The 25464-nt window shown below is 71.7% G+C and carries 28 protein-coding genes; 16 read left to right on the top strand and 12 right to left on the bottom strand.

Features of this window, described 5'->3' with window-relative positions:
• Positions 1-72: 72 nt before the first annotated feature.
• On the bottom strand, positions 73-1476 hold the full coding sequence (locus VGX25_RS06875) for an RNA polymerase sigma factor (protein WP_326916765.1): 1404 nt from the start codon (positions 1474-1476) through the stop codon (positions 73-75).
• Between the two features lie 155 nt (positions 1477-1631).
• On the bottom strand, positions 1632-2393 hold the full coding sequence (gene ppgK / locus VGX25_RS06880; RefSeq protein WP_326916766.1) for a polyphosphate--glucose phosphotransferase: 762 nt from the start codon (positions 2391-2393) through the stop codon (positions 1632-1634).
• A gap of 83 nt (positions 2394-2476) precedes the next feature.
• Here ppgK and VGX25_RS06885 point away from each other — a divergent pair, with 83 nt between their 5' ends.
• Positions 2477-3286: an inositol monophosphatase family protein gene (locus VGX25_RS06885; RefSeq protein WP_326916767.1), complete on the top strand. Its 810-nt coding sequence runs from the start codon at positions 2477-2479 to the stop codon at positions 3284-3286.
• A gap of 11 nt (positions 3287-3297) precedes the next feature.
• On the opposite strand, the gene cei is transcribed toward VGX25_RS06885, so the two are convergent.
• Positions 3298-3993 (bottom strand): envelope integrity protein Cei, encoded by a 696-nt coding sequence (gene cei, locus VGX25_RS06890; RefSeq protein WP_326916768.1) that lies wholly within the window; start codon positions 3991-3993, stop codon positions 3298-3300.
• Between the two features lie 475 nt (positions 3994-4468).
• Here cei and VGX25_RS06895 point away from each other — a divergent pair, with 475 nt between their 5' ends.
• A complete protein-coding gene (locus VGX25_RS06895) occupies positions 4469-4777 on the top strand; it encodes a DUF4193 domain-containing protein (protein ID WP_326916769.1) in 309 nt (102 codons plus the stop codon).
• 15 nt (positions 4778-4792) lie between these two features.
• Here VGX25_RS06895 and VGX25_RS06900 read toward each other — a convergent pair whose 3' ends face one another.
• A complete protein-coding gene (locus VGX25_RS06900; protein WP_326916770.1) occupies positions 4793-5296 on the bottom strand; it encodes a DUF3093 domain-containing protein in 504 nt (167 codons plus the stop codon).
• Between the two features lie 24 nt (positions 5297-5320).
• Between VGX25_RS06900 and dut the strand changes: the two genes are divergently transcribed.
• The 3 genes from dut to VGX25_RS06915 are packed head-to-tail and all read left to right on the top strand — an operon-like array spanning position 5321 to position 7149.
• Positions 5321-5818 (top strand): dUTP diphosphatase, encoded by a 498-nt coding sequence (dut, locus tag VGX25_RS06905; protein ID WP_326916771.1) that lies wholly within the window; start codon positions 5321-5323, stop codon positions 5816-5818.
• Entirely contained in the window at positions 5819-6466 is a 648-nt protein-coding gene (locus VGX25_RS06910; RefSeq protein WP_326916772.1) for a DUF3710 domain-containing protein, read from the top strand.
• A 47-nt stretch (positions 6467-6513) separates the two neighbouring features.
• Positions 6514-7149, top strand: coding sequence for a LysE family translocator (locus tag VGX25_RS06915; RefSeq protein WP_326916773.1), 636 nt, complete (start codon positions 6514-6516; stop codon positions 7147-7149).
• A gap of 3 nt (positions 7150-7152) precedes the next feature.
• On the opposite strand, the gene VGX25_RS06920 is transcribed toward VGX25_RS06915, so the two are convergent.
• Positions 7153-7887 (bottom strand): alpha/beta hydrolase, encoded by a 735-nt coding sequence (locus VGX25_RS06920; RefSeq protein ID WP_326916774.1) that lies wholly within the window; start codon positions 7885-7887, stop codon positions 7153-7155.
• A 99-nt stretch (positions 7888-7986) separates the two neighbouring features.
• On the opposite strand from VGX25_RS06920, the gene VGX25_RS06925 reads away from it, so the two are divergent.
• Both VGX25_RS06925 and VGX25_RS06930 read left to right on the top strand, forming a co-directional pair.
• Positions 7987-8364 carry an OB-fold nucleic acid binding domain-containing protein gene (locus VGX25_RS06925; protein WP_326916775.1) on the top strand — a complete coding sequence of 126 codons (378 nt, stop codon included), beginning with the start codon at positions 7987-7989 and terminating at the stop codon, positions 8362-8364.
• On the top strand, positions 8361-9089 hold the full coding sequence (locus tag VGX25_RS06930) for a DUF3159 domain-containing protein (RefSeq protein ID WP_326916776.1): 729 nt from the start codon (positions 8361-8363) through the stop codon (positions 9087-9089). Before VGX25_RS06925 ends, VGX25_RS06930 begins: the two co-directional genes overlap by 4 nt.
• On the opposite strand, the gene VGX25_RS06935 is transcribed toward VGX25_RS06930, so the two are convergent.
• On the bottom strand, positions 9086-9274 hold the full coding sequence (locus tag VGX25_RS06935; RefSeq protein WP_326916777.1) for a DUF397 domain-containing protein: 189 nt from the start codon (positions 9272-9274) through the stop codon (positions 9086-9088). The two genes, VGX25_RS06930 and VGX25_RS06935, sit on opposite strands and share 4 nt — an antisense overlap.
• Positions 9271-10122, bottom strand: a complete 852-nt coding sequence (locus VGX25_RS06940; protein ID WP_326916778.1) for a helix-turn-helix transcriptional regulator — start codon at positions 10120-10122, stop codon at positions 9271-9273. Before VGX25_RS06940 ends, VGX25_RS06935 begins: the two co-directional genes overlap by 4 nt.
• A gap of 147 nt (positions 10123-10269) precedes the next feature.
• On the opposite strand from VGX25_RS06940, the gene VGX25_RS06945 reads away from it, so the two are divergent.
• A complete protein-coding gene (locus VGX25_RS06945) occupies positions 10270-10422 on the top strand; it encodes a hypothetical protein (protein WP_326916779.1) in 153 nt (50 codons plus the stop codon).
• Here VGX25_RS06945 and VGX25_RS06950 read toward each other — a convergent pair.
• Complete coding sequence (locus VGX25_RS06950) at positions 10416-11072, bottom strand: TrkA family potassium uptake protein (protein WP_326916780.1); 657 nt, start codon at positions 11070-11072, stop codon at positions 10416-10418. The two genes, VGX25_RS06945 and VGX25_RS06950, sit on opposite strands and share 7 nt — an antisense overlap.
• Positions 11072-11737, bottom strand: a complete 666-nt coding sequence (locus VGX25_RS06955; protein WP_326916781.1) for a TrkA family potassium uptake protein — start codon at positions 11735-11737, stop codon at positions 11072-11074. The genes VGX25_RS06950 and VGX25_RS06955 overlap by 1 nt, the downstream gene beginning before the upstream one ends.
• Before the next feature lie 107 nt (positions 11738-11844).
• Between VGX25_RS06955 and VGX25_RS06960 the strand changes: the two genes are divergently transcribed.
• The 4 genes from VGX25_RS06960 (at position 11845) to VGX25_RS06975 (ending at position 16675) form a co-directional block, all read left to right on the top strand.
• On the top strand, positions 11845-13854 hold the full coding sequence (locus VGX25_RS06960) for an APC family permease (RefSeq protein ID WP_326916782.1): 2010 nt from the start codon (positions 11845-11847) through the stop codon (positions 13852-13854).
• Positions 13851-14765: an NAD(P)-dependent oxidoreductase gene (locus VGX25_RS06965; protein ID WP_326916783.1), complete on the top strand. Its 915-nt coding sequence runs from the start codon at positions 13851-13853 to the stop codon at positions 14763-14765. The genes VGX25_RS06960 and VGX25_RS06965 overlap by 4 nt, the downstream gene beginning before the upstream one ends.
• Positions 14762-15949 carry a class I SAM-dependent RNA methyltransferase gene (locus VGX25_RS06970; protein ID WP_326916784.1) on the top strand — a complete coding sequence of 396 codons (1188 nt, stop codon included), beginning with the start codon at positions 14762-14764 and terminating at the stop codon, positions 15947-15949. Before VGX25_RS06965 ends, VGX25_RS06970 begins: the two co-directional genes overlap by 4 nt.
• 132 nt (positions 15950-16081) lie before the next feature.
• Entirely contained in the window at positions 16082-16675 is a 594-nt protein-coding gene (locus VGX25_RS06975; RefSeq protein ID WP_326916785.1) for a Uma2 family endonuclease, read from the top strand.
• On the opposite strand, the gene VGX25_RS06980 is transcribed toward VGX25_RS06975, so the two are convergent.
• Positions 16672-17208 (bottom strand): hypothetical protein, encoded by a 537-nt coding sequence (locus VGX25_RS06980; RefSeq protein ID WP_326916786.1) that lies wholly within the window; start codon positions 17206-17208, stop codon positions 16672-16674. The two genes, VGX25_RS06975 and VGX25_RS06980, sit on opposite strands and share 4 nt — an antisense overlap.
• A gap of 166 nt (positions 17209-17374) precedes the next feature.
• Here VGX25_RS06980 and dxs point away from each other — a divergent pair, with 166 nt between their 5' ends.
• The 4 genes from dxs to VGX25_RS07000 are packed head-to-tail and all read left to right on the top strand — an operon-like array spanning position 17375 to position 22765.
• The gene (gene dxs, locus VGX25_RS06985; protein ID WP_326916787.1) at positions 17375-19300 is read left to right on the top strand and encodes a 1-deoxy-D-xylulose-5-phosphate synthase; all 1926 of its coding nucleotides are present in this window, start codon (positions 17375-17377) and stop codon (positions 19298-19300) included.
• 8 nt (positions 19301-19308) lie between these two features.
• Positions 19309-20925, top strand: a complete 1617-nt coding sequence (locus VGX25_RS06990; protein WP_326916788.1) for a DUF885 domain-containing protein — start codon at positions 19309-19311, stop codon at positions 20923-20925.
• Positions 20926-20961: 36 nt separating this feature from the next.
• Positions 20962-21642, top strand: a complete 681-nt coding sequence (locus VGX25_RS06995) for a response regulator transcription factor (protein ID WP_326916789.1) — start codon at positions 20962-20964, stop codon at positions 21640-21642.
• Positions 21632-22765 carry a HAMP domain-containing sensor histidine kinase gene (locus tag VGX25_RS07000; protein WP_326916790.1) on the top strand — a complete coding sequence of 378 codons (1134 nt, stop codon included), beginning with the start codon at positions 21632-21634 and terminating at the stop codon, positions 22763-22765. Before VGX25_RS06995 ends, VGX25_RS07000 begins: the two co-directional genes overlap by 11 nt.
• Here VGX25_RS07000 and VGX25_RS07005 read toward each other — a convergent pair.
• Complete coding sequence (locus tag VGX25_RS07005; RefSeq protein ID WP_326916791.1) at positions 22731-23573, bottom strand: DUF72 domain-containing protein; 843 nt, start codon at positions 23571-23573, stop codon at positions 22731-22733. The genes VGX25_RS07000 and VGX25_RS07005 overlap by 35 nt on opposite strands.
• Positions 23574-23822: 249 nt before the next feature.
• On the bottom strand, positions 23823-25451 hold the full coding sequence (gene pruA / locus VGX25_RS07010) for an L-glutamate gamma-semialdehyde dehydrogenase (RefSeq protein WP_326916792.1): 1629 nt from the start codon (positions 25449-25451) through the stop codon (positions 23823-23825).
• Positions 25452-25464 lie beyond the last annotated feature (13 nt).

Below are 25464 nucleotides of genomic sequence, written 5' to 3' on the forward strand. Positions count from 1 at the left end.
CGCTGTGGCTGTCTACCCTGACCCTCGCTGAACCGCAAAACCGCAGTTCAGAGGCGCAGCCCGGACATTCACTCACTCCAGGTAGTCCCGGAGCACCTGCGACCGCGACGGATGCCGGAGCTTGGACATCGTCTTCGACTCGATCTGCCGGATCCGCTCCCGGGTCACGCCGTACACCTGACCGATCTCGTCCAGCGTCCGAGGCTGCCCATCCGTGAGCCCGAACCGCAGCCGCACCACACCCGCCTCGCGCTCGGAAAGCGTGGCGAGCACCGACTGGAGCTGGTCCTGCAGCAGCGTGAACGACACCGCGTCCACGGCCACGACGGCCTCGGAGTCCTCGATGAAGTCGCCGAGCTGGCTGTCGCCCTCGTCGCCGATGGTCTGGTCGAGGGAGATGGGTTCGCGGGCGTACTGCTGGATCTCGAGGACCTTCTCCGGGGAGATGTCCATCTCCTTGGCCAGCTCCTCCGGGGTGGGCTCGCGGCCGAGGTCCTGGAGCAGCTCGCGCTGGATCCGGCCGAGCTTGTTGATCACCTCGACCATGTGCACCGGGATGCGGATGGTGCGGGCCTGGTCGGCCATGGCCCTGGTGATCGCCTGGCGGATCCACCACGTGGCGTAGGTGGAGAACTTGTAGCCCTTGGTGTAGTCGAACTTCTCCACGGCCCGGATCAGGCCGAGGTTGCCCTCCTGGATCAGGTCGAGGAAGGCCATGCCGCGGCCGGTGTAGCGCTTGGCCAGCGACACCACGAGGCGCAGGTTCGCCTCGAGCAGGTGGTTCTTGGCCCGCTCCCCGTCGCGCACGATCCACCGCAGGTCGCGGCGGAGCTGAGGGGTGAGCTTCTCGGTGCTCTCCTCGGCGGCGCGCACCCGCTCCGCGGCGTACAGGCCGGCCTCGATCCGCTTGGCGAGCTCGACCTCCTCCTCGGCGTTGAGCAGCGCCACCTTGCCGATCTGCTTGAGGTAGGCGCGGACGGAGTCGGCGGACGCGGTCAGCTCGGCGTCCTTGCGCGCCTGGCGCAGGGCCTCGGACTCCTCCTCGTCCCAGACGAAGTCGCTGTCCTTGGCCTCGCGCTCGCTGACCTCCTGCTCGTCGATCTCGTCGACGACGGCCGCGGCGGCGATCTCGCTCTCGACGTCCTCGAGGTCCTCCAGATCGGGGGACTCGAGGTCCGGCTCCTCGACGTCGACCGCGACGTCCGGCTCGCCTGCGGCGTCCGGGCCCTCGGCCTCGGTGGCCCCCGCCTTCTTGGCGCCGGGCTTGGCGGCCGTCTTGGCGGTCTTGGTGGACTTGCGCGGCGCGCGTGCGGGCTTGGCCGCCGCCGCCTTCCGCTGCCTGGTTGCCGTCTTCGTGGCGGCAGGCTGATCGTTCTCGGCCTCTGCCGAAACCTCGTCGGCCGATGCGCTCGTGGTCCCGTTGGCGGTGCGCGCCGAAGCGGTGGAGGCTCGGGTTGCTGTTCGTGCGGCTGCCACTTACGCCCTTTCGCAGCTATCCGTCACGGCGGCGTCAGGCCCTGCTGGAATGCCTGACGTACCGGAAGTTCAGGGAAGACTTTCGTTGTCCCGCGCCGCGGGCACCGTTCCATTGTAACGACGTCGAGCCGGCAGGGTGCTCCGGTAGCGCCGGATCATGGCTCGACGTTCAGCGCGGCGGCCACCGCGGCGCCTACGATTCCCGCGTCGTTGCGTAGCTCGGCGGCCACCACCTTGGTGCGGACATCCAGCAACGGCAGCCATTTGTCGGCCTTCTTGCTCACCCCGCCGCCGGCGATGATCAGGTCCGGCCAGATCAGGTCCTCGAGGCTGCGGATGTAGCGCGACACGCGGTGCGCCCACTCCTCCCATGACAGGCCGTTCTCCTCCTTGACCGAGGCGGCCGCCCTGGTCTCCGCGTCGTGCCCGTCCACCTCGAGGTGACCGAACTCGGTGTTGGGCACCAGCTTGCCGTCCAGGAACAGCGCGCTGCCGATGCCGGTGCCGAAGGTCAGCAGGACCACGACGCCGTCCCGGTCGCCCGGCCAGCCGTAGCGGATCTCGGCCATGCCGGCGGCGTCGGCGTCGTTGAGCACGACGACGTCGCCTGGCTTGCGGCCGAGCCGCTTGGTGAACACCTTGACCGCGTCCGTACCGATCCAGGACTTGTCGATGTTGGCCGCGGTCAGAGCCGTTCCGCGCTTGACCACCGCCGGTAGGGTCACGCCGACCGGGCCGGTCCAGCCGAACCCCTCGACGATCTCCGCGACCACGTCGGCGACCAGCTCGGGCTTGGACGGGCTCGGGGTGTCGATGCGCACGCGCTCCCCATCCAGCCGGCCCACCTCGAGATCCACCACGCAGCCCTTGATCCCCGATCCCCCGATGTCTACTCCGAACCCGCGGGTGCCGCCCATCCCGTGGTCCCTTCGCTCGATGTACCTACTCGATTCAGTTGGCCCGTGCCCCGGGAGGTTATCCCGTGTGTTCCGATAGTCCCGTGCGTGCTGCCCAGCGGGAACTTCTGGATGTCGCAATTCAAGTGGCCGTGCAGGCCGCCGAGCTCGCCGAGGCCGCCCGTTCGTCGGCCATCCACGACGTCGGCACCAAGTCGAGCGAGACCGACGTGGTGACTGCCGGGGACCGGGCCAGCGAGCGGCTGGTCCGGGAACGGCTCGCCGAGCTGCGGCCCGGCGAGCCGGTGCTGGGCGAGGAGGAGGGCGGGACCGGGGCGACCGGCCGGGCGGGGGTGTGCTGGGTGGTGGACCCGATCGACGGCACGGTCAACTACCTCTACGGGTACCCGTGGTACGCGGTCTCGCTTGCCGCGCAGGTGGACGGGGTGTCGGTGGCCGGGGTGATCGTGGAGCCGGTCAGCGGCCGGCGGTGGACCGCGGTGCGCGGCGAGGGCGCCGAGCTGGACGGGAAACCGCTGCGCGCGTCCGGCACCGACCGGCTGGACCTTGCGCTGGTGGGCACCGGGTTCGCCTACCGGGCCGAGCGCCGGCGCCGGCAGGCCGTCGGGGTCGCCGAGCTGCTCGGCCGGGTGCGCGACATCCGCCGGGGCGGGGCGGCGTCGCTGGATCTGTGCGCGGTCGCGGCCGGGTGGCTGGACGGGTACTTCGAGCACGGGCTGTCCCGCTGGGACTGGGCGGCCGGCACGTTGATCGCCGAGGAGGCCGGCGCCCTGGTGCGGATTCCCGGCACCACCGGCGACGGGTTCGGCGAGGACCTGCTCATGGCCGCCGCGCCCGGGGTGGCCGATGCGCTGAGCTCGGCTCTACTGGATTGCGGCCTGGCCTCGATCTGACTCGAGCCCGGCTAGCAGCTGACCTGACGGGCCGCGGCCAGCAGGCCGGCGTCGAGGTCGGGCGTCAGGTTCGGGTCGCCCTGCAGGCCGCCCTGGGCCTCGGGATGCTCGGCCGCCCAGGTGGTGAGCTGCTCGAGCAGGCGGCGCGCCTCCGAACGCGGCTTGAGGTCGTCGAACAGCCGGCCGATGGCCAGGTCCACGGTGGCGTCCTGGCGGTCGTCGCGGACCAGCTCGGCGCACGGCTCGATCAGGCTGAGCGTGCGGGCGCCCGAGATGCCCTGCTGCCCGAACCTGATCTGCGCGCGGCAGCCCAGGTCGAACGCCGGGTACAGGGGGTCGTTGGCCGGGTCGGCGACCTGGCCGAAGCCGAGCTGGCGCAGCGACTCGGTGACCTCCGCGGCCTGCCCCCGCTGGGTGCTCGCGTTGACCACCCGGATCAGCACCTGCGCGGCCGGGATCGGGCTGGTGCGGTCGAGCGCGTCGTGGGCGAGGGACTGCCCGAGCGTGGTGGGCGGCGGTTGGCCCTCGACGGCCACCGGCGGCGTGGCCGGGGTGGCCGGCGGGTTGCAGGAGGTGGCGCTGGCCGGGTCGGCGTCGGAGCCGAGCACGCGCAGCCACACCACGGTGGCGACCACGCCGAGGGCGAGGATCATCAGCAGGGCGGGCAGGGGGCGACGCTTGCGATACCGCACTCTTCCGCCCGCCACGAGTGCCTCCCTCCCTCGCGCCGCTACCCCAGGCCCCACCCGTTACTTCGTTGCTGGTCAGCCTAGGCGTTTCACCTTCGTTCGGCGCCGTTGGTCCACCGGCGGTGTCGCGGTCGCCGGCCGCAACGGAGCGAAAGCGAACGGTGACACCCGGTGGAATCGCACCACGTTACCGGCGGGTCGGCAAGAGTGGATCTCGGCGCCTCCCGAGGTGTCGCCGAGCCGTGACTCGATCACAACACGCCCGGATGGGTGAGGCGCTGCCCGTCCGCGCCCCGGATGGGCTACCCTCTGCGCGCTCGCGTCGCCGAAAGTCCCAGCCGAATCGATTCCGCACACCCGCAAAACGCCGTGCGACGTGCAAGACCTCCGTCATCCGAACTGGCGGGCACAAACCGGGGCTCTGGAACGTTGACCAGCGGCACGGGACATATCTGAAGCACAGAGTGAGCTTGATGCAGGGGTGAAACCAAAGATGGCAACCGACTACGACGCTCCGCGCAGGAGCGAGGCCGACGACCTGGCGGAAGACTCCCTCGAGGAGTTGAAGGCCCGCCGCAACGAGACGCAGTCCGGCGTCGTGGACGTCGACGAGTCGGATACTGCCGAGAACTTCGAGTTGCCGGGCGCCGATCTGTCCGGGCTGTCGGGCGAGGACCTCACCGTGCGGGTGGTGCCGAAGCAGGCCGACGAGTTCACCTGCTCGGTGTGCTTCCTCGTCCATCACCGCAGCCGGCTGGCGGAGGAGCGCAACGGTCAACTCGTCTGCCGCGACTGCGCCTGAGGAGGCAGGCAGGGGCTACGTCGCCGTGCGGAGGATCTCGGCCAGCTGTTCGGGTCGCCGGGTGCTGAACAACCAGTAGGGGGTGGGGTCGGCAGGGTCGGTGAGCTGCACGCGCAGCACCGGCCCGACCCAACCTCGGTGCACGACGAAGGCCGCCGGGTCGAGCTGGGGGCCGAGGACCGCGCGCTTGTGCCTGGCGTCGACGACGTCCACCGCGCCGACGAATCGCAGCGGCACGTGCGCCTCGCCCACGCGCAGCTCACCGTCCCGCACCTCGATCCGGGTACGACCCATCCGGAAGATCAGCAGCGCGGTCAGCGGGAGCAGCACCACGTAGGGCAGCCAGGAGCGCAGGCCGCCATAGCCCATGTGCACCTCGGCCGCCAGGATGAGCGCGGCCAACAGCGGCAGCGGCCACCAGTACCAGGTGACGTGGAGCCGCTCGGAGTACGCGCCGCCGCGCCCGGTCGCGTCCGCCGGTGCTCCCGTGTCTGACGGCTCGCTCGCAAGCTCGCTCACGCGCCCAGGGTAGTCTCGCCGCTCGTGCCCAGCGTGGAGATCCTGCTGACCCGACTCGATCCCGACGTCCCGCTTCCGTCCTACGCCAGACCGGGCGATGCCGGCGCGGACCTGGTGACGACGACCGACGTGGTGATCGCACCGGGGGAGCGGGCGGTGATCGGCACCGGCATCGCGCTTGCCATCCCCGAGGGCTACGCCGGGTTCGTGCATCCCCGGTCCGGGCTGGCCGCGCGGGTCGGGCTGAGCGTGGTGAACACGCCGGGCACGATCGACTCGGGCTACCGGGGGGAGATCAGGATCTGCCTGATCAACCACGACGTGCGCGAGCCGGTCGAGCTGCGCCGCGGCGACCGCGTCGCGCAGCTGGTGGTTCAGCGGGTCGAGCATGCGGTATTCCGGGAGGTGGCCGAGTTGACCGACTCGGAGCGCAGCACCGGAGGCTACGGCTCGACGGGCGGGCACTCGGTGCTTGCCGGTTCGGCCCGGTCCGGGACCGGGCATGGGACGGAGGACAACTAAGTGGGGCTGTTCGGGCGGCGGGGACGTCGGGGCGCCGAGGAGCCGGAGCTCGCCGAGGACGATTTCCAGGACGGGCACGTCGAGGGCTCGCTGCTCGACGAGCTCGGGCCGTACGACGAGGCCGACGCGCCGGACGACGGCGTGGCCCGGCTCGACCTGGGGTCGCTGCGGCTGCCGGTGCCCGACGGCGCGCAGCTGCAGGTCGAGATGGACCCGGCCGGCCCGGTGAAGGCGGTCCACGTGCTCACCCAGCACGGCCAGTTCACCGTCAACGCTTACGCCGCACCGAAATCCGGCGGCCTGTGGGAGGAGGTCTGCGGCGAGCTGGCCGAGCAGCTGCGCGGCGACGGCGCCACCGTGCGCAGCGAGGTCGGCGACTGGGGCCAGGAGCTGGCCGTCACGCTCGGTCAGGTGGCGCTGCGGTTCGTCGGCGTCGACGGGCCGCGGTGGATGCTGCGGGGCGTGGTCGCCGGGCCGCCGGACCGCGCCCGGCCCAGCGCCACCGCCCTGCGCGACCTGCTGCGCGGCACGGTCGTGGTGCGCGGTGCCCTGCCGATGCCGGTGCGCACCCCGCTGCCGATCGACCTGCCCGAGGCCATCGCCGAGCACATCGCCCAGGCACAGGCTGATCCGCCTCTCCGGGATTGACTGCTGCCGTTGCGTCCCAGCGAATGGCGCGGTCCTAGTCTGCAGGCATGCCCACGTCTGCCGAGTGGCTGGTCTTCCTCGGGGCCGCCACGCTGTTCGCGATCATCCCCGGTCCCGGCATCCTGTACGTGCTGGCCCGCAGCCTGCGCGGCGGCCGGTCCGACGGGATCCGCTCCACGCTGGGCAACGGCATCGGCGCGCTGGCGCACGTGGCCGCCGCCGCGGTCGGGCTGTCCGCCGTGCTGGCCGCCTCGGCCACCGCGTTCACCGTCGTCAAGCTGCTCGGCGCCGGCTACCTGATCTACCTCGGGCTGCGCGCCCTGCTCGACCGTGATCACCTGCCGGTGGCCGAGCCGGTCGGCCGGCGGCCGCGGCCCGGCGGCTCGCCGGTGGTGCAGGGCATGGTCAGCGAGCTGCTCAACCCCAAGACGGCGCTGTTCTTCCTGGCCTTCCTGCCGCACTTCGTGCATCCCGACGCGGCCCCGGCGCCGCTGGTGTTCGCGCTGCTGGGCGCGATCGCGGTGGCGATGACGGTGGTGGTCGACCTGACCGTGGCGGTGTTCGCCGGCGCCCTCGGGCAGCGGCTGATGGGCAGCCCCCGCTGGCGCACCCGGCAACGCGTGGCCAGCGGGCTGACCATGATCGGGTTGGGTGGGGCGCTTGCGCTGGCGGAGCGGGGATAGCGCTCAGATCACCGGGCGGCCGCCGGCGCGCAGCCAGGCCAGGACGGCGGCCCGGCCGAGCGCCTCGGGGTCGGCGCCGACGATGTCCAGCCGGGTCGTGCACAGGTGGGCGTGCGCGAACGCGCCGGCCCAGAGCTTCGCCACGGCCAGCGGGTGCACCAGATCGTCGACGCAGCCGGCCACCCCGACCGGAACCCTGATCTCGCTCAGCTCAGCCACTGTGGGCGCACGCCGGCCGGCGGCGACCAGCAGCGAGTCGGCAAGGCCGGAGCCGTAGCCGCGCCAGGCCCGGCCGAGCTCGGCGGCCAGCCACGGATCGACCGAGCCGGTGAGCGCGGCCAGCGCCGTCTCGACACCGCCGGCGCGGACCGCGTCGGCGCCCAGCCGGGCGGCCAGCGCGGCCGGCGAGTCGCCGGGGTCGCCGTTCCACGCCGGCAGGGCCAGCAGCAGCCCGGCGCACCGGTCGGGGTTGCGCAGCGCCCACTCGGCGGCCAGGTGGGCGCCGAACGAGATCCCCCCGGCGAGCACCGGAGCGTCCGCGGCGGCCTCGTCCAGCACGTCGAGGTAGGACTCGCCGAGCCGGGGGCCCGGTCGCGGGCCAGGGGTCAGCGCGCGGACGCCGACCGCGGCGAGCGGCACCTCGAACACGGAACGGACAAACACCTCGTCGGAACCCGTTCCGGGCAACAAGACGGCCAGCTCGGCGGGCTTGGTGCTGGCGGCGACACTGTGGGTCACACTCGCATTCCGATCCTTCACTCGTCGGTGCCTCACGCGGTTACGCTGATTGTGCACGGGCCGGAGTCGGGGCCGGCCCCGGTACGAGAGTGGGGAACCATGGGCACCAAGGGGGACGGATATTGGCGCCGTCTGGTCAAGAAGCTCACGACGGACGTGGCGGAGCTCGATGCCGACGACCTGTCCGAGAAGGCCGAGGCCCAGGGGGCGCAACGGGCCTGTGACTGCAAGTCCGGCGAGGAGGTGACGGTGCTCGGCCGGTTACGCACGGTCGAGCTGTGTCCACGCAACGCCGTCGCCACGTTCGAGGCGGAGTTGTTCGACGGCACCGGGGGCGTGACACTAGTCTGGCTCGGCCGCCGGCGGATCCCGGGCATCGAACCGGGCCGCACGGTCAAGGCACACGGCCGGATCGCGGTGCGGGACGGCCACAAGGTGTTGTACAACCCCTACTACGAACTGCAGATGAGCACATGACCCAACCGCCTCAGGCCGGCAAGGCGGAGGAACCCGAAACCGAAACACCCAGGTCGCAGACCCTGCTGCAGGAGATGGGCGGGATCAGCGGGCTGATCTACTCGTCGGTGCCGGTCCTCGTTTTCGTTCTCGTCAACTCGATCTTCTCCCTGCAGCCGGCCATCTGGAGCGCGGTCGGCAGTGCCCTGCTGATCACCGTGATCCGGATCGTCCGCAAGCAGCCCCTGCAACCGGCGATCTCCGGCTTCTTCGGCGTGGCCATCGCCGCGTTCATCGCCTACCGCACCGGCTCGGCCAAGGGCTTCTTCCTGTTCGGCATCTGGGCCAGCCTGGTCTACGGCAGCGTGTTCACCCTGTCCGTCCTGGTCCGCTGGCCGCTCGTCGGCGTCATCTGGGGCCTGCTCAACGGGCACGGCCAACGCTGGCGCGCCGACCGCAAGGCCATGATCGCCTACGACCTCGCCACCCTGGCCTGGGCCGCCGTCTTCGCCGCCCGCTTCATCGTCCAGCGCTGGCTCTACGACGAAGATCAGACCGGCTGGCTCGCCTTCGCCCGCATCGCCATGGGCTACCCCCTCACCGCCGTGGCCCTCCTCGTCACCATCTGGGCCGTCCGCCGCGCCGGCCACCGCGTCCGCGACCTCGAGCAGGCCGCCGAGGACGAGGAGCGGCAGATCGAGGCCCGCCTCCGCGCCAAGTACGGCGAGCCCGCCACGGAGAGCTAACGGCCCCTGGTGGCCTGGAGGAACGAACGGAACGACCCTGTAGCGAACAGCAACACCGGGCCGTCCGGGTGCTTGGAGTCTCGGACAGCCATCTCGTGATCAAGCGCCATGACCTCGACGCATGCTGCCGCGTTGTCACTCTGGCTGCTCTTGCGCCAGAGTGCGAGTGCGGGCCGCTGAGTCAAGTGAGCTCCTCGATGATCTGCCGAATGAAGTCTACAGAGGACTCGGTGTCGAGCGCATTCGCATTTGCTTCCGCGAACGCGACGACGAACTCATGCACCTGAACTGGGTGTTCTATGATCGAATAGGCGGTCAGCGCCTCCAGCCACAACACGTCCGGAAGACGTGGCGACGCGAACGACAGGGTCTGGAAGGGGCTGCCCAGCGCGGCGTGTGCTCCCGCGCCGAATGGGATCACCCTGATCTCGATGTTGTCGCGATCTGTCGCGAGCCGGACCAGCTGCTCGAGCTGGCCGAGCAACACCTGGCGTCCCCCGATCTCCTGGCGGAGCACCGCCTCGGACAGCAGCGCGAAAACGTGCAGCGGCTCGTCACCGACCAGCCGGCGTTGGCGCGTTTGCCGCACCTTCAGACGCGGCTCGAGCTCGGTCAATCGCACGTAGGGTGCGCCTCTGATGAGTGCCAACGTGTAATCGGTCGTCTGCAGCGGTCCTGGCACGATCGAGTTCTGGTACGTCCGCAGGTGCTTGGCGCCGGTTTCGAGACCCAGGTAGCGGATGAAGTCCTCGTCCAACAGCCAGGTGTACTCGTGGTACCAATCCCGCTGGTCGGCGCCGACGCGCAAAGCCTCCAGCTCCTCGGTCTCGCCAGGCTCGAACTCATAGAGCTTGGCAAGCTTCGACAGGTTGGAGGCTGTGATCTTTTTCTTACCCGACTCGACTGCGGACAGGTTCGACTGTTGCATTTTCACGGCTTTGGCCGCCGCCGCGACGGATAGATCGAGTTGGTCACGCCGCTCGCGCAACCGGAGGCCGAGCTCCCAGGCCGCCACCACGGCGGACGTAGCCATGGCTGCATTCTGCCCTTCTACTGGCATCCGGACAGCTCATATTCGACAGAAGTATGGTTCTGATCTCAGATATATATCCCGTACTATGCCAGTAGCACGAGGAAGGTCGCAATGGATATCAACGAAGGATCTGCGCGAGTATCCGCCATGATCGATATCCAGGGGAGCACCGACATGGATTGCCTGGTGTCCCGGGATGGGGACGTCGAGCTGCGGATCGGCCGGGACGCCTACCTGTTCCTCACGAAGTCGGGCGCGGACAAGTTGGTGCGCACGCTCAGCACCGCGCGGGGTCAGTAGCCGAGGGCGGTGCGGATCTCGTCTTCGACGTCGGCGGAGGCGACGAAGAGGAGCTCGTCGCCGGCTTCGAGGGGGTCGTCGGGTTGGGGGACGATGACGCGGCCGCCGCGGAGGATGGTGACCAGAGCGGCGTCGCGGGGGAGGTGGACCTCGCGGACGGCCCGGCCGGCGAGGGGGGTGTCCTCGGGGAGGGTCATCTCGACGAGGTTGGCCTGGCCCTGGCGGAGGGTGAGGAGCTGGACCAGGTCGCCGACGCTGACCGCCTCCTCGACCATGGCGGCGAGCATGCGCGGGGTGGAGACGGCGACGTCGACGCCCCAGCCCTCGTTGAACAGCCACTCGTTGGCCGGGTCGTTGACCCGGGCCACCACGCGGCGGACCGCGAAGACGGTCTTGGCCAGCAGGGAGACGACGAGGTTGACCTTGTCGTCGCCGCTGGCGGCGATGACCACGTCGCAGGTCTGCAGGCCGGCCTCCTCGAGCGAGGACAGCTCGCAGGCGTCGGCGAGCACCCATTCGGCCTGCTCGACGCTGTGCGGCTCGAACTGGCGCGCCTCGCGCTCGATGAGCATGACCTGGTGGTCGGCGGCGATCAGCTCCGCGGCGATGGACCGGCCGACGGCGCCCGCTCCGGCGATCGCGACGCGCATCAGGGCGCCTCCTCGGGGGGTTGGGCCGAGGCCGCCGTGACGTCGCTGACCGTCCCGGACAGGGCGGCGACGTAGACCTGGTCGTCGGCCTGGATGACGGTCTTGGAGTCGGGCAGCACGCCGGTGCCGAACCGCATGATGAACGCGACCCGGGCGCCGGTGGCCTCCTGCAGGTCGCGCACGGTGTGCCCGACCCAGGACTCGTGCACCGGCAGCTGGAGCACGGCCACCTTGCCGGTGGGGTCGCGCCACGCCGAGGCCACGCCGTCGGGCAGCAGCGTGCGCATGAGCCGGTCGGTGGTCCACGGCACGGTGGCGATCGTGGGGATGCCCAGCCGCTCGTACACCTCGGCCCGCTTGGCGTCGTAGATCCGGGCCACCACGTGCTCGACGCCGAACGTCTCGCGGGCCACCCGGGCCGAGATGATGTTGGAGTTGTCGCCGCTGGACACCGCGCAGAACGCGCCGGCCCGCTCGATGCCGGCCTCGATGAGCACCTGCCGGTCGAACCCGATGCCGACCACCTGCTGGCCGTGGAAGTCGCTGCCGAGCCGGCGAAAGGCCTGCGGATCCTTGTCGATGACCGACACGGTGTGGTCGAGGCGTTCGAGCGCGGCGGCCACCGAGCTGCCGACGCGACCGCAGCCCATGATCACCACGTGCACGAACGGCCTCCTCGCCAGTGGGACTGGAATCCACGCTAACCCTCGCCGGGAAGAACCTACCGGTGGCTACTCCGATGAGGTGAACCGACCGCCTACGCTGTGCTCCCGTGCCCAAGCTCGCAACCGTGGCGAAGCGACTCCTGGTGGGACGGCCGTTCCGCAGTGACCGCCTGTCGCACACGCTGCTGCCCAAACGGATCGCCCTGCCCGTGTTCGCCTCCGACCCGATGTCGAGCGTGGCGTATGCACCGGAGGAGATCCTGCTGGTCCTGTCGGTCGCGGGCGCCTCCGCCTACGTGTTCAGCCCGTGGATCGCGCTGTTCATCGCCCTGGTCATGGTCGCGGTGGTGGCCTCGTACCGGCAGAACGTCCGGGCGTACCAGTCGGGCGGCGGGGACTACGAGGTCGCCACCGTCAACCACGGTCCGCGATGGGGGCTGGTGGTGGCCAGCGCGCTGCTGGTCGACTACGTGCTGACGGTCGCGGTGTCGATCGCCTCGGCGGCGGCCAACATCGGCTCGGCGATCGCGTTCGTGGGCAACAACAAAGTGGAGTTCGCGGTCGGCGCGATCCTGGTGCTGACCGCCATGAACCTGCGCGGCGTCCGGGAGTCGGGGACCGCGTTCGCGATTCCCACCTACGCCTTCGTGGTCGGCATCCTGGTGATGATCCTCGTCGGGTTCTACCGGGAGTTCCTGCTCGGTGACGACGTGCGCGCGGAGAGCGCGGACTTCCAGCTCGTCGAGGAGAGCGGGCACCTGGTCGGGTTCGGCTTCGCCTTCCTGGTGCTGCGGGCGTTCTCCTCCGGCAGCGCCGCGCTCACCGGGGTCGAGGCGATCGCCAACGGCGTGCCGGCCTTCCGCAAACCCAAGGGGCGCAACGCGGCGACCACGCTGCTGATGATGGGCGTGCTGGCGATCACCATGTTCCTTGGGCTGATCGTGCTGGCCCGGCTCACCGGCGTGAAGGTCGCCGAGGACCCGGCGACCCAGCTGATCGGCGCGCCCGCCGGCTACGACCAGCCGACGCTGATCGCGCAGCTGGCCAACGCCGTGTTCGCCGGGTTCACGCCGGCCATCTGGTACGTGCTGTTCTTCACCGGGCTGATCCTGGTGCTGGCGGCCAACACCGCGTTCAACGGGTTCCCGGTGCTCGGCTCGATTCTGGCCCAGGAGCGGTACATGCCGCGGCAGCTGCACACCCGTGGTGACCGGCTGGCGTTCTCCAACGGGATCGTGGGCCTTGCCGGGTTCGCCATCGTGCTCGTGGTGGCGTTCGACGCCGAGGTCACCCGGCTGATCCAGCTGTACATCGTCGGCGTGTTCATGTCGTTCGTGATCAGCCAGAGCGGCATGATCCGGCACTGGAACCGGTTGCTGCGCACCGAGACCGATCCGGGCGCGCGCCGGCGCATGCGGCGGTCCCAGGCGATCAACGCGTTCGGCTTCTCCATGACCGCGGTGGTGCTCGCGGTCATCCTGATCACGAAGTTCACCGAGGGCGCCTGGATCTCGCTGGCCGCCATGGCGGTCATCTACGCCGTCATGACCGCGATCCGGCGGCACTACGACCGGGTCGGCGACGAGCTGCGCCGGGCCGAGCAGGACGGGCCGTTGACGCTGCCGTCCCGCAACCACGCCATCGTGCTGGTCTCCAAGCTGCACCAGCCGACGAGGCGCGCCCTGGCCTATGCCAAGGCGACCCGGCCGGACGTGCTGGAGGCGGTGACGGTCAACGTCGACGACAAGGACACCAAGCGGCTGGTCGTCGACTGGGACAAGGAGGGCTTCTCCGTGCCGCTCAAGGTGGTCGAGTCGCCGTACCGCGAGATCACCAAGCCGGTGCTCGACTACGTCAAGCGGGTGCGCACCGACAACCCGCGCGACGTGGTCACGGTGTTCATCCCGGAGTACGTGGTCGGCCGGTGGTGGGAGCAGCTGCTGCACAACCAGAGTGCCTTGCGGCTCAAGGGAAGGCTGCTGTTCCAGCCGGGCGTGATGGTGACCAGCGTGCCGTGGCAGCTGGCGTCGTCGGAGCGGGTGCACGAGCGCGAGCAGCTCGCGCCGGGCGCGATCCGCCGCGGTCTGTTCACAAAGGACAACGGGGAGAAGCGGTGATCGGGCTGCTGCACCCCGGACAGATGGGGGCGGCGATCGGGGCGCAGCTCACCGGCGCCGGCCACGAGGTGCTGTGGTGGCGGGCGGGTCGCAGCGACCGGTCGGCCCGCCGGGCCGAAGCGGCCGGACTGCGCGGGGTCGACGAGCTCGGCGCGCTGCTGTCGGAAAGCTCCGTCGTGCTGTCGATCTGCCCGCCCGCGGCCGCCGAGGAGGTGGCCGGTCGGGTCGCCGGCGCCGGGTTCACCGGGGTGTACGTTGAGGCCAACGCGATCAGTCCACATCGGATGATCACGATCCGGGACCGGTTGGCGGAGCGGGGGATCACGGTGGTGGACGGCGCGATCATCGGGCCGCCGCCGGGGCCGGACCGGGCGTGCCGGGTGTACCTGTGCGGCTCGGCCGCCGACGAGGTGGCCGAGCTGTTCGCCGGCGGCCGGGCGCGGGCCGTGTGCCTGGGGCCGCGGATCGGGGACGCCAGCGCGCTGAAGATGGCGTTCGGTTCGTTCAACAAGGCAAGCGCGGCGCTGGCGGCGGTGAGCCACGCGCTGGCCGCGGAGTACGGGGTGGGCGCGGCGCTGCTGGCCGAGGCGGATGCGTTGGGCCGCAGCGCGTTGGCGGATCCTGGCCGGCTGCCCGGCGTCGCCGCGCGGGCCTGGCGGTGGGCGCCGGAGATGCACGAGGCGGCCGAGACGTTCGCCGCGGCGGGACTGCCGGGCGAGCTGGCGACCGGGGCCGCCGCGGTGTTCGACCCGGTGAGCGGAGCTTGCGGAGCGAATCATTCAACACTGCCCCGTCGCCGAGGTACGAGGCGACGGGGCTGCCATCACCGAGCTTGCGAGGTGATGGCGTGGGTGGCGGACAAGGACTCCGCTCTCGACGTCGCCGACGTGCTGCGGCACCTGCGCCGATGACCGACTGGACGGGCCGGCGGTTCGAGGTCGAGGTCGGGCCGGTCGCGCACGGCGGGCACTGCGTGGCGCGGGCCGAGGGCCGGGTGGTGTTCGTCCGGCACGCTTTGCCCGGCGAGCGGGTCGTCGTCGCGGTGACCGAGGACCGGGGCGGCTCGTTCTGCCGGGGCGACGCGGTCGAGGTGCTCGCCGCGCACGCCGCCAGGGTCGATCCGCCCTGCCCGCTTGCCGTGCCGGGCGGCTGCGGTGGCTGCGACTGGCAGCACGCCTCCGGCGCGGAGCAGCGCGCGCTCAAGGGTTTCGTGGTCGCCGAGCAGCTTCGCCGGCTGGCCGGTGTGGACATTCCGGTCGAGGTGGAGGAGCTGCCCGGCGGCCTGCTCGGCTGGCGGACCCGGGCGCGGCTGGCCGTCGACCCCGAGGGCCGGGCGGGATTCCACGCGCACCGCAGCCACCGGGTGGTGCCGGTGCCGGACTGCCCGATCGCGGCGCCCGGCACGGTCGACGCGGTGGCCGGTCGCCGGTGGACGCCGGGCGCCGAGCTCGAGGTGACGCTGGATGCCTTGGCACATACGCACATCAGCGAGGTACGCGGCCGCAAGGCGCACCGGGTCGCGGGCACCGGCGTCGCCGTGGAGCGCGCGGCCCGGCGCGAGTGGCGGCTGTCCGCGCACGGGTTCTGGCAGGTGCACCCGGACGCCGCCGACGTGCTCGCCGAGGTCGTCGGCCAGTGGGCCGCCGCCGCTCCGGGCGGGTGCGCCTGGGACCTCTACGCCGGCGTCGGCCTGTTCGCGGCCGTCCTCTCCGACCAGGTCGGTCCACAAGGGACAGTCCTGGCCGTGGAGTCGGTCCGGTCCGCGGCGCAGGACGCCGCCGACAACCTCGCCGACCTGCCCCAGGTCCGCGTGTTCCGGGGCCGGGTCGAGCACGTCCTGGCCGCCGCCGACCTCCCGGCGCCCGACGTCGTCGTGCTCGACCCGCCGCGCAAGGGCGCCGGCCGGGAGGTCGTCGAGGCCATCGCCAAGAGTTCACCCGCCCGGGTCGTCTACGTCGCCTGCGACCCCGCTGCGTTGGCCCGCGATGTCACCACGTTCGCCGAATCGGGCTATCAACTCACCCATCTGCGCGCATTCGATGCTTTCCCGATGACTCACCACATCGAATGCGTCGCTCTGCTCGCCTCGCACTGACCGCATCCGTTCCAGGACTGTCAGTGCCCTCTGCCACTGTCGCCCGCATGGAACAGCTGTGCGAATACGCGGGGGGTCTGATCCTGTGTGGGACACTGACCGCAACAACCGGCGTGAGCTAGGGAGACAGTCGTGGGTTTCGCGCTCACCGAGAAATCCGACGGATGGGCACATTCCGGGCCATGGACCATCGAGGACGTCGAGGCGCTGCCCGACTACGGAAACCACAACCGGTACGAACTGCTGTCGCCCGGAGTGCTCACCGTGAGCCCGGCACCCGGCTTCCTGCACCAGCGCGCATCGTTGAATCTGGCCGTGGCGCTGCGCGCCGTGGTCCCGGCCGACATGGAGGTCGTGGAAGCGGTCAACGTGGAGATTCCCGGCGGCCGCCTGTGCCAACCGGACATCGTGATCGTTGACGCCGCGTTCGCGGACACCGCGCCAACGCGCTGTCCGCCGCACACCATACGGTTGGTGGTGGAGATCGTCTCGCCGAGTTCCCATCCGCAGGACCGGATCATCAAGCCGCAGCTGTACGCCGAGGCGAAGATCCCGGTGTACTGGCGGCTGGAGATCGAGGGTAACCCGCGCCTGATCGTGTCGGTGCTGCGGCGTGGGCGCTATGTCCAGGAGGTCGCCGCCGTCGGGGGAACCCGGATGGCGATTCGGCAACCGTTCACGGTCGAGCTGGATCCGGCCGAGCTGATTCGTCGCGCCCCGCGTTAGCGGGCTGGCGGCTGGGGTGCCGGGGGCTGGGGCATGGCGTGCTGCGGAGGCATTCCGGGCGACGGCGGCGATGGGGGGCTCGGTGGCATGGCCGGAGGTAGGCCGGCGCGCTGGCGGAGCCAGTCGGGGATGTGCTGGTCGGCGCGGGGGAAGAAGCGGAGCTCGTCCTGGAAGCCGATGGTGGGGGGCAGGCGGCGCCAGCGGGGCTCGACGTCGGGCTCGAACTCGACGCTGAAGCTGCTCGGGGGCTCCAGCAGGTAGAGGGCAGACAGCCAGGTGCCGCGGCCGGGCCGGTACATGCCCTGGCGCAGGCGGCCGAGGCCCTCGACGACCTCGCGGGGCGGCTGGATCGGGCGCAGCGGGCCGTCCGCGGCGGCCACGAACACGTCCACCTCGATGTGCCGGCCGGCCGACCGGTACTCGGCGCGGACCTGGGTCCAGCCCGGCGGCGCGACGGCCAGCAGCGCGCGGCCGACCTGCCGGGTCAGCCGGTCCTGCTCCGCCTGCGCCATCGCGGGCAGCGGCTCGCTCACGTCGACACTCCCGTTTCCCTGACTCGTGGCCGTGACCTTACCGGGTGCGCGGCGCCGGCGTGGGTCGCTCGTAGACTGGTCGAGCCGGCTAGGGCGGGGAACCCGGCAGGGCCGAAGGAAACCAGCCAATTTGACGGCGTTGTGCCAGGAGCGGGGTGGGACTGTCGTGACCGTCCTCGAGTCCGTACGCGGACCGGCCGACCTGAAGAGATTGACCACTGAGGACCTGGACCGGCTCGCCGCCGAGATCCGGCAGTTCCTGGTCGAGAAGGTGACAAGGACCGGCGGCCACCTCGGTCCCAACCTGGGGGTGGTCGAGCTCACGCTGGCGATCCACCGGGTGTTCAGCTCGCCACGGGACGCGCTGGTGTTCGACGTGGGGCACCAGAGCTACGTCCACAAGATCGTCACCGGGCGGCGCGACGAGTTCGACCTGCTGCGCCAGCAGGACGGCATCTCCGGCTACCCGAGCCGCGCCGAGAGCGAGCACGACCTGGTGGAGAACAGCCACGCGTCGACCGCGCTGTCCTACGCCGACGGCCTGGCCAAGGCGTTCCAGCTCACCGGCGAGCGCCGGCACGTGGTGGCCGTCGTCGGCGACGGCGCGCTGACCGGCGGCATGTGCTGGGAGGCGCTGAACAACATCGCCGCCGGAAAGGACCGCCCGATGGTGATCGTGGTCAACGACAACGGCCGGTCGTACTCGCCGACCATCGGCGGCCTCGCCGACCACCTGGCCACGCTGCGCACCCGGCCGGGCTACGAGCGGGCGCTGGCCGGCGGCAAGCGGATGCTGCAGAGCACGCCCGTGGTCGGCAAGCCGACCTACACCGCGCTGCACGCGGTCAAGAAGGCGATCAAGGACGCGCTCAGCCCGCAGATGATGTTCGAGGACCTCGGCCTGAAGTACCTGGGCCCGGTGGACGGGCACGACGTCGCCGCGCTGGAGTCCGCGCTGCGCCGAGCCAAGGAGTTCGGCGGGCCGGTCGTGGTGCACGCGGTGACCCGCAAGGGATGCGGCTTTCCCTTGGCGGAGAACGACGTGGTCGACCAGATGCACCAGACCGACCCGATCGACCCGCTCACCGGCAAGCCGACGAGGGCCAAGGGGCCGTCCTGGACCAGCGTTTTCGCCAGCGAGCTGACCGCGATCGGGGCGCAGCGCCGCGACGTCGTCGCGATCACCGCGGCGATGCTGCGCTCCACCGGGCTGGCCCCGTTCGCCGAGGCCCACCCCGACCGCTGCTTCGACGTGGGCATCGCCGAGCAGCACGCGGTGACCTCGGCGGCGGGCATGGCCATGGCCGGGCTGCACCCGGTAGTGGCGATCTACTCGACGTTCCTCAACCGGGCGTTCGACCAGGTGCTGATGGACGTGGCGCTGCACCGCCTGCCGGTCACCTTCGTGCTGGACCGGGCCGGCATCACCGGGCCGGACGGGGCCAGCCACCACGGCATGTGGGACCTGTCCATCCTCGGCGTCGTCCCGGGTGTCCGGGTCGCCGCCCCGCGCGACGCCGGCACGCTGGCCGAGGAGCTGCGCGAGGCGGTCGCGGTCGACGACCGTCCCACCGTGCTGCGCTTCCCCAAGGCGGCGGTGGGCGCGGACGTGCCCGCGGTCGACCGGCTCGGCCCGGTGGACGTGCTGCGCCGGCCGGGGCCCGGCGAGAGCCGCGACGTGCTGCTGGTCGCCGTCGGCGCGTTCGCCGAGCTGGGGCTGGCGGCCGCCACCCGGCTGGCCGACCAGGGGATCGGGGTCACCGTGGTGGACCCGCGGTGGGTCCTCCCGGTGCCCGCCGAGCTGGTCGGCCTTGCCGCCGAGCACCGGCTGGTGGTCACCGTCGAGGACAGCGGCCGGCACGGCGGGTTCGGCTGGGCCCTTGCCGCGGCGCTTCGTGACTCCGAAGTGGACGTTCCGCTGCGGGATCTGGGCATTCCCAACGAGTTCCACGCGCAGGGCACCCGCTCGGAGGTGTTCGTCCGGCTCGGGCTGACCGCACAGGACGTGTCAAGGCGGATCACCGAGTGGGCCGCCGACCGGATCGCCCAGCCCACCGCCGAGCCGCAGCCGGCGGAGGAGACGAACCCCTGAGCGCCATCGTGGAGCTGGCCGACCGGCTGGTCGACCTGCTCGCCGAGGAGGATCCGCTCAACGAGCTGCTGGACGGCTACCCGGGCTTCGAGCACCGGCTGCCCGACCTGGACGAGGCGGAAGGGCTGCGGCTGCGGGACCGCGCCCGGGACATCGCGCAGGCCGCGGCGAAGCTGGATCCGCAGGACCGGGTCACTCGCGGGGTCGTGGTGCAGCAGGCCGAGTCGCTGGCGACCAGGGTGGACGCCCGGCTGGTCGAGCACACCGTGGCCGACCACGTGGTCTCGCCCGCGGCGGTGCTGCTGTCCCGGCTGCCGCACGCGGTGCCCGCCGACCCGGCGCACTACCTTGCCCGGCTCGGCGCCGTGCCCGAGTTCCTCGCGGTGGCCGCCGAGCGGCACCGGGGCGGCCTGGCCGCCGGGCGGCTGCCGGTCGCCCACCTGGTCGCCGCCGCGATCCGCCGCCTCGACGGCTACCTGGCCGACCCGGTCGGGGATCCGCTGCGCCGGGCCCCGCTGTCCGGGCGGCGGGCGGCCGCCAAGCGGGATCGCGTGCTCGACGAGCGGGTCCGGCCGGCCGTCGTGCGGTACCGGGAGATGCTGCGGACCGAGCTCGCGCCGCACGGCCGGCCGCCGGACCGTCCCGGGCTGTGCTGGCTGCCCGACGGCGACGCCACCTACGCCGCGCTGGTCGGGATGCACACCACCACCTCCGACAGCCAAGAGGACCTGCACCGCACCGGGCTCGACCTGCTCGAGCGGCTGTCCGGGGAGTACCTGATCATCGGCGCGAAGGCCCTCGGCGCGCGGAGCTTCGCCGAGGTGCAGGACCGGATGCGCACGGATCCCGCGCTGCGCTTCGGCGGTGCCGAGCAGGTGCTTGCGGTCAACCGGGCCGCGATGGACCGCGCGGAGGCGGCCGCGCCGGCGTGGTTCGGCCGGCTGCCCCGGCACCGGTGCCGGCTCGCGCCGACCCCCGAGCTGGTCGCCCCGACCCAGTCGGCCGCGTCCTACCAGCCGGGGCCGCTGGACGGCTCGCGGCCGGGGACGTACCACGTGAACACCTACCGGGCCACCGAGCGGGACCGGTGCATCGCCGAGGCCAACGCCTTCCACGAGGCCGTGCCCGGCCACCACGTGCAGATCAGCCTGGCCCAGGAGCTGACCGGCGTGCCGTTGCTGCGCAAGGTGGCCTGGGTCAACGCCTACATGGAGGGCTGGGCGCTGTACTGCGAGCGGCTGGCCGACGAGATGGGGCTGTACTCCGACGACGTCGCCCGGCTCGGCATGCTGGCCAACGACTCGATGCGGGCGGCCCGGCTCGTCGTCGACACCGGGCTGCACCACTTCGGCTGGAGCCGGCGCCAGGCGGTCGACTTCCTGCGTGGCAACACGGTGATGAGCGAGGTGGAGATCCAGTCGGAGACCGACCGGTACATCGAGCAGCCCGGCCAGGCGCTGTCGTACATGGTCGGGCGGCTGGAGTTCCAGCGGCTGCGCGGCCTGGCCGAGCGCACCCTGGGAACCTCGTTCGACGTACGGTCGTTCCACGACCTGGTATTGGGCGTCGGGCCCGTGCCGATGGCGGTGCTGGACGATGTGGTCGTCCGGTATGTGGAACGGTGAACTGGCGCTACGCCACCGAGCCGAAACGGAAACACTGTGCGGATTCTGATCGTCGAGGATGAGCAGCCCCTGGCCGAGGCGATCGCGCGCGGGCTGCGCCGCGAGGGCATGGCCGTGGACGTGGCGTACAACGGCGACGACGGCCACGAGAAGGCGTCGATCACCCGGTACGACGTGGTGGTGCTCGACCGGGACCTGCCCGGCATGCCCGGCGACGAGCTGTGCCGCGAGATCGTCCGCTCCGGCCAGCTGACCAGGGTGCTCATGCTGACCGCCAGCGGCGCGGTCGAGGAGCGGGTCGAGGGGCTGACCCTCGGCGCCGACGACTACCTGGCCAAGCCGTTCGCGTTCCCCGAGCTGGTGGCCAGGGTGCGCGCGCTGGCCCGGCGGGCCACCCCGGTGACGCCGCCGATCCTGGTGGCCGGCGACGTCGAGCTGGACCCCGCGCGGCGGACCGTGACCAGGGCCGGCAAGCCGATCGAGCTGACCCGCAAGGAGTTCGGCGTGCTCGAGGTGCTGCTCGGTGCCGGCGGCTCGGTGGTCAGCAGCGAGGAGCTGCTGGAGCGGGTGTGGGACGAGAACGCCGACCCGTTCACCACGACCGTGCGGGTCACCGTGATGACCCTGCGCAAGAAGCTCGGCGAGCCGGGCATCATCGACACCGTCGTCGGCTCTGGCTACCGGATTCCGGTGGCGAGCCGGACCCATGGCAGCTAGCCGGGTCCGACGTGGACCGGGGCTCCGCGGCCGGATCACGCTGCTCGCCACCGGCCTGGTCGCCCTGGCCAGCGCGCTGCTGCTGTGGCTTGGCTGGCTGCTGGCCGGCGAGGTGGCCGCCTCGGTGCCGTCGCTCCCGCCGGGCACCACGATCGTGGTCGACGGGGTGCCGGTCGAGGTGGCCGATCTGTCCTCGGCGCTGCGCGACGACGCCAGGGACCGGGTGCTGGTGGCCGGCTCGATCGCGTTCGTCTGCGTCGTGCTGGCCACCGCCCTGCTCGCCTGGACGGTCACCGGCCGGGTGGTGCAGCCGCTGCGCGACGTGACCGCCACGGCGCGGCGGCTTTCGGTCGAGTCGCTCGGCGAGCGCATCGGACACCGCGGGCCCCGCGACGAGGTGGCCGAGCTGGCCGACACGTTCGACGCGATGCTCGACCGGCTGCAGGCCGCGTTCTCCTCGCAGCGCCACTTCGTGGCCAACGCCAGCCACGAGCTGCGCACCCCGCTGTCGGTGATCCGCACCGAGCTCGACGTCACGCTCGCCGACCCGAACGCCGACGCGGCCGAGCTGCGCCGGATGGCCGAGGTGGTCCGGGCCGCCACCCTGCGCGCCGGTCAGCTCGTCGACGCGCTGCTCCTGCTGGCCCGCACCGACGGCCTTGGCATCGGCGTCGCCGAGCCCGTCGACCTGGCCGACGTGGTCGCCGCCGCCTGGCACCCGATCCGGGCCGACGCCGAGCGCCGCCGGATCAGCGCGTCGTTCCTCGGCGAGTCGGCCCCGGCGGTCGGCGACCCCGCCCTGCTCGAGCGCGTCGCCGGCAACCTGCTTGAGAACGCCGTGCGGCACAACGTCGACGGCGGCTGGATCGAGGTGCGGCTCGACCGCGCCCCGGACAACTCCGTGCTCCGCGTCCACTCCTCCGGCGCGCCCGTCGACCCCGACCACGTCGCCGAGCTGTTCGAGCCGTTCCGCCGCGGTGTCGAGCGCACCGCCCAGTCCGGCACCGGCCTTGGCCTGTCCATCGTGAAGGCGGTGGTGCTGGCCCATCGCGGGGAGGTGACCGCCGAGGCCGTGCCCGGCGGGGGTCTCACCGTGACGGTTCGGCTGCCGACGGCGTCGTGAGGCCGAGGCGTTCGGCCAGCCCGATCGCGTCGTGCGGGGCGTGGGCCTTGACGTCGTTGTCGAAGTACACGTAGGCGTCCCCGGCGGCCGCCGTGGCAAGGGCGCGGATCCTCTTGGCCCAGACGTCGAGCGCGTCGTCGGAGTAGCCGCTGGTGTAGAGCTCCACGTCGCCGTGCAGCCGGACGTAGGCGAAGTCGGTCGTCACGTCCTCCAGGTACGGGAAGGTGCCGGCGGTGTCGGCCACCACGAGCGCGATGTCGTGTGCGCGCAGCAGGTCGAGGAACGCCGGCTCGGTGAAGGTCGGGTGCCGGACCTCGAGGGCGTGCCGGATCGGGCGGTCGGCGTCGGTGGTCAGCCAGGTGCGCCCGCGCAGCCGGTCGTCGTGCCCGGCGGCCAGCTCGGCGGCCCTGGCGGTGGTGCGCGGCAGCAGGTCGAAGAACGCGGCCAGCAGGTCGGGGTCGAACCGCAGGGTCGGCGGGAGCTGCCAGAGCACCGGTCCCAGCTTGCGGCCCAGCGCGAGCAGGCCCGAGGCGAAGAAGTTGGCCAGCGGGGTCTCGACGTCGCGCAGCCGCTTCATGTGCGTGATGAACCGGCCGCCCTTCACCGCGAACACGAAGTCGTCGGGGGTCTGGGCGGACCAGGCCTGGTAGCTGGTCGGCCGCTGCAGCGAGTAGAACGAGCCGTTGATCTCCACCGAGTTGAGCCGGCGGGAGATGTACTCCAGCTCGCGGCGGTGGGGCAGGCCCTTGGGGTAGAACGCTCCGCGCCACGGCGGGTACAGCCACCCGGACGTGCCGACGCGGATCATGTGTGAGGATGCCACCGGCCGGTGCCGCTAAACGGTGTTTTCTAGCTCGGGCAAGGCCGCCGGGCGCCTTCGGCGCCGGCCGGGGGTTGGGTTGGCGGGGTGGTTGCGGGCCGGTGTGGGGGTTGGGTGGCGTAGGTGGTCGGCTGACGACGCCTGCGGGCAGGGGCTCGTTCCTCGCCCCCGCCCTTGTCGTCGTATGGCGGCCGCCCTCGCCAAAGGCCGACCTCGGCGCACTGCCGAACACACGCGCTATCCCATGTGTGGGTAGGTGTGGTCGGTGGCGGGGACGAAGGTCTCCTTGATCGACCGCGGGCTCACCCAGCGTTGCAGGTTGTGGGACCAGCCGGCCTTGTCGTTGGTGCCCGACCCGCGGCTGCCGCCGAACGGCTGCTGTCCGACCACCGCACCGGTCGGCTTGTCGTTGACGTAGAAGTTGCCGGCCGAGAACCGCAGCGCGCGGTGGGCCTGCTCGATCGCGAGCCGGTCGGTGGCGAACACCGCGCCGGTCAGCGCGTACGGGGTGGAGCCGTCGACCAGCTCGAGCACCTTGGCGTACTCGGCGTCGTCGTAGACGTACACGGCCAGGATCGGGCCGAACCACTCGGTGGTGAACAGCTCGTGCATCGGGTCGGTGCCGAGCAGCACCGTCGGCCGGACGAAGTAGCCGACCTCGTCGTCCGCGGTGCCGCCGGCCAGCACCTCCACCGACGATGTCGCGCCGGCCATCTCCAGCACGCCCTTGTGCTTGTCGAACGCCCGCCGGTCGATGACCGCTCCGCCGAAGTGACCGAAGTCGGTGACGTCGCCGAAGGACAGCGACTTCGTCGTGTCGACCAGCCGCTCGCGCACGCCGCCGTCCCAGAGCGAGCGGGCGATGTAGGCCCTCGACGCGGCCGAGCACTTCTGGCCCTGGTACTCGAACGCGCCGCGGACCAGGGCCGTGACCAGCGCGGCGGGCTCGGCCGACGGGTGGGCGACCACGAAGTCCTTGCCGCCGGTCTCGCCGACGATCCGCGGGTAGGAGCGGTAGGTGTCCAGGCGCTCGGCCATGGTGCGCCAGAGGAGCTTGAACGTCTTGGTGGAGCCGGTGAAGTGCAGCCCGGCGAAGTCCGGGTCGGCCAGCGCCACCTCGCTGACCGCGGCGCCGTCGCCGGTCACCATGTTGATCACACCGGGCGGCAGCCCGGCCGCCTCGAGCAGCCGCATCGTGTAGTGCGCGGCCAGTTGCTGGGTGGGCGACGGCTTCCACACCACGGTGTTGCCCATCAGCGCGGGCGCGGTGGGCAGGTTGCCGGCGATCGCGGTGAAGTTGAACGGCGCGATCGCCGTGACGAAGCCGTCCAGCGGCCGGTGGTCGAACCGGTTCCAGATCCCCCGCGAGGAGAACGGCTGCTCGGCCAGGATCCGGCCGGCGAAGTAGACGTTGAACCGCCAGAAGTCGATCAGCTCGCAGGCGCTGTCGATCTCCGCCTGCTGCACGGTCTTCGACTGGCCGAGCATGGTCGCGGCGTTGAGCGTGTCCCGCCACGGCCCGGAAAGCAGGTCGGCCGCGCGCAGCAGGATGGCCGCCCGCTCGTCGAACGGCAGCTCGCGCCAGCCGGGAGCGGCCTGCTTTGCCGCGCTCACCGCGTCGGCCACGTCCTTGTCGGTGGCCTGCGCGGTCGTGCCGAGCACGTGATGGCGGTCGTGCGGCTGCACCACGTCGACCCGCTCGCCGCCGGCCATCCGTCGCTCACCGCCGATGGTCATGGTGAGCTCGTGCCGCTCACCCTCCAGCTCGGCGATCCGGCGCTGCAACGACTCCCGCTCGGCGCTGCCGGGGGCGTATGAGCGGACCGGCTCGTTGACCGGCTCTTGGACCGACGACACGGCGTCCATCGTGGGGCTCCTC

The sequence above is a fragment of the Actinophytocola sp. genome (genome assembly GCF_035942955.1).
GTDB lineage: Bacteria > Actinomycetota > Actinomycetes > Mycobacteriales > Pseudonocardiaceae > DASYTH01.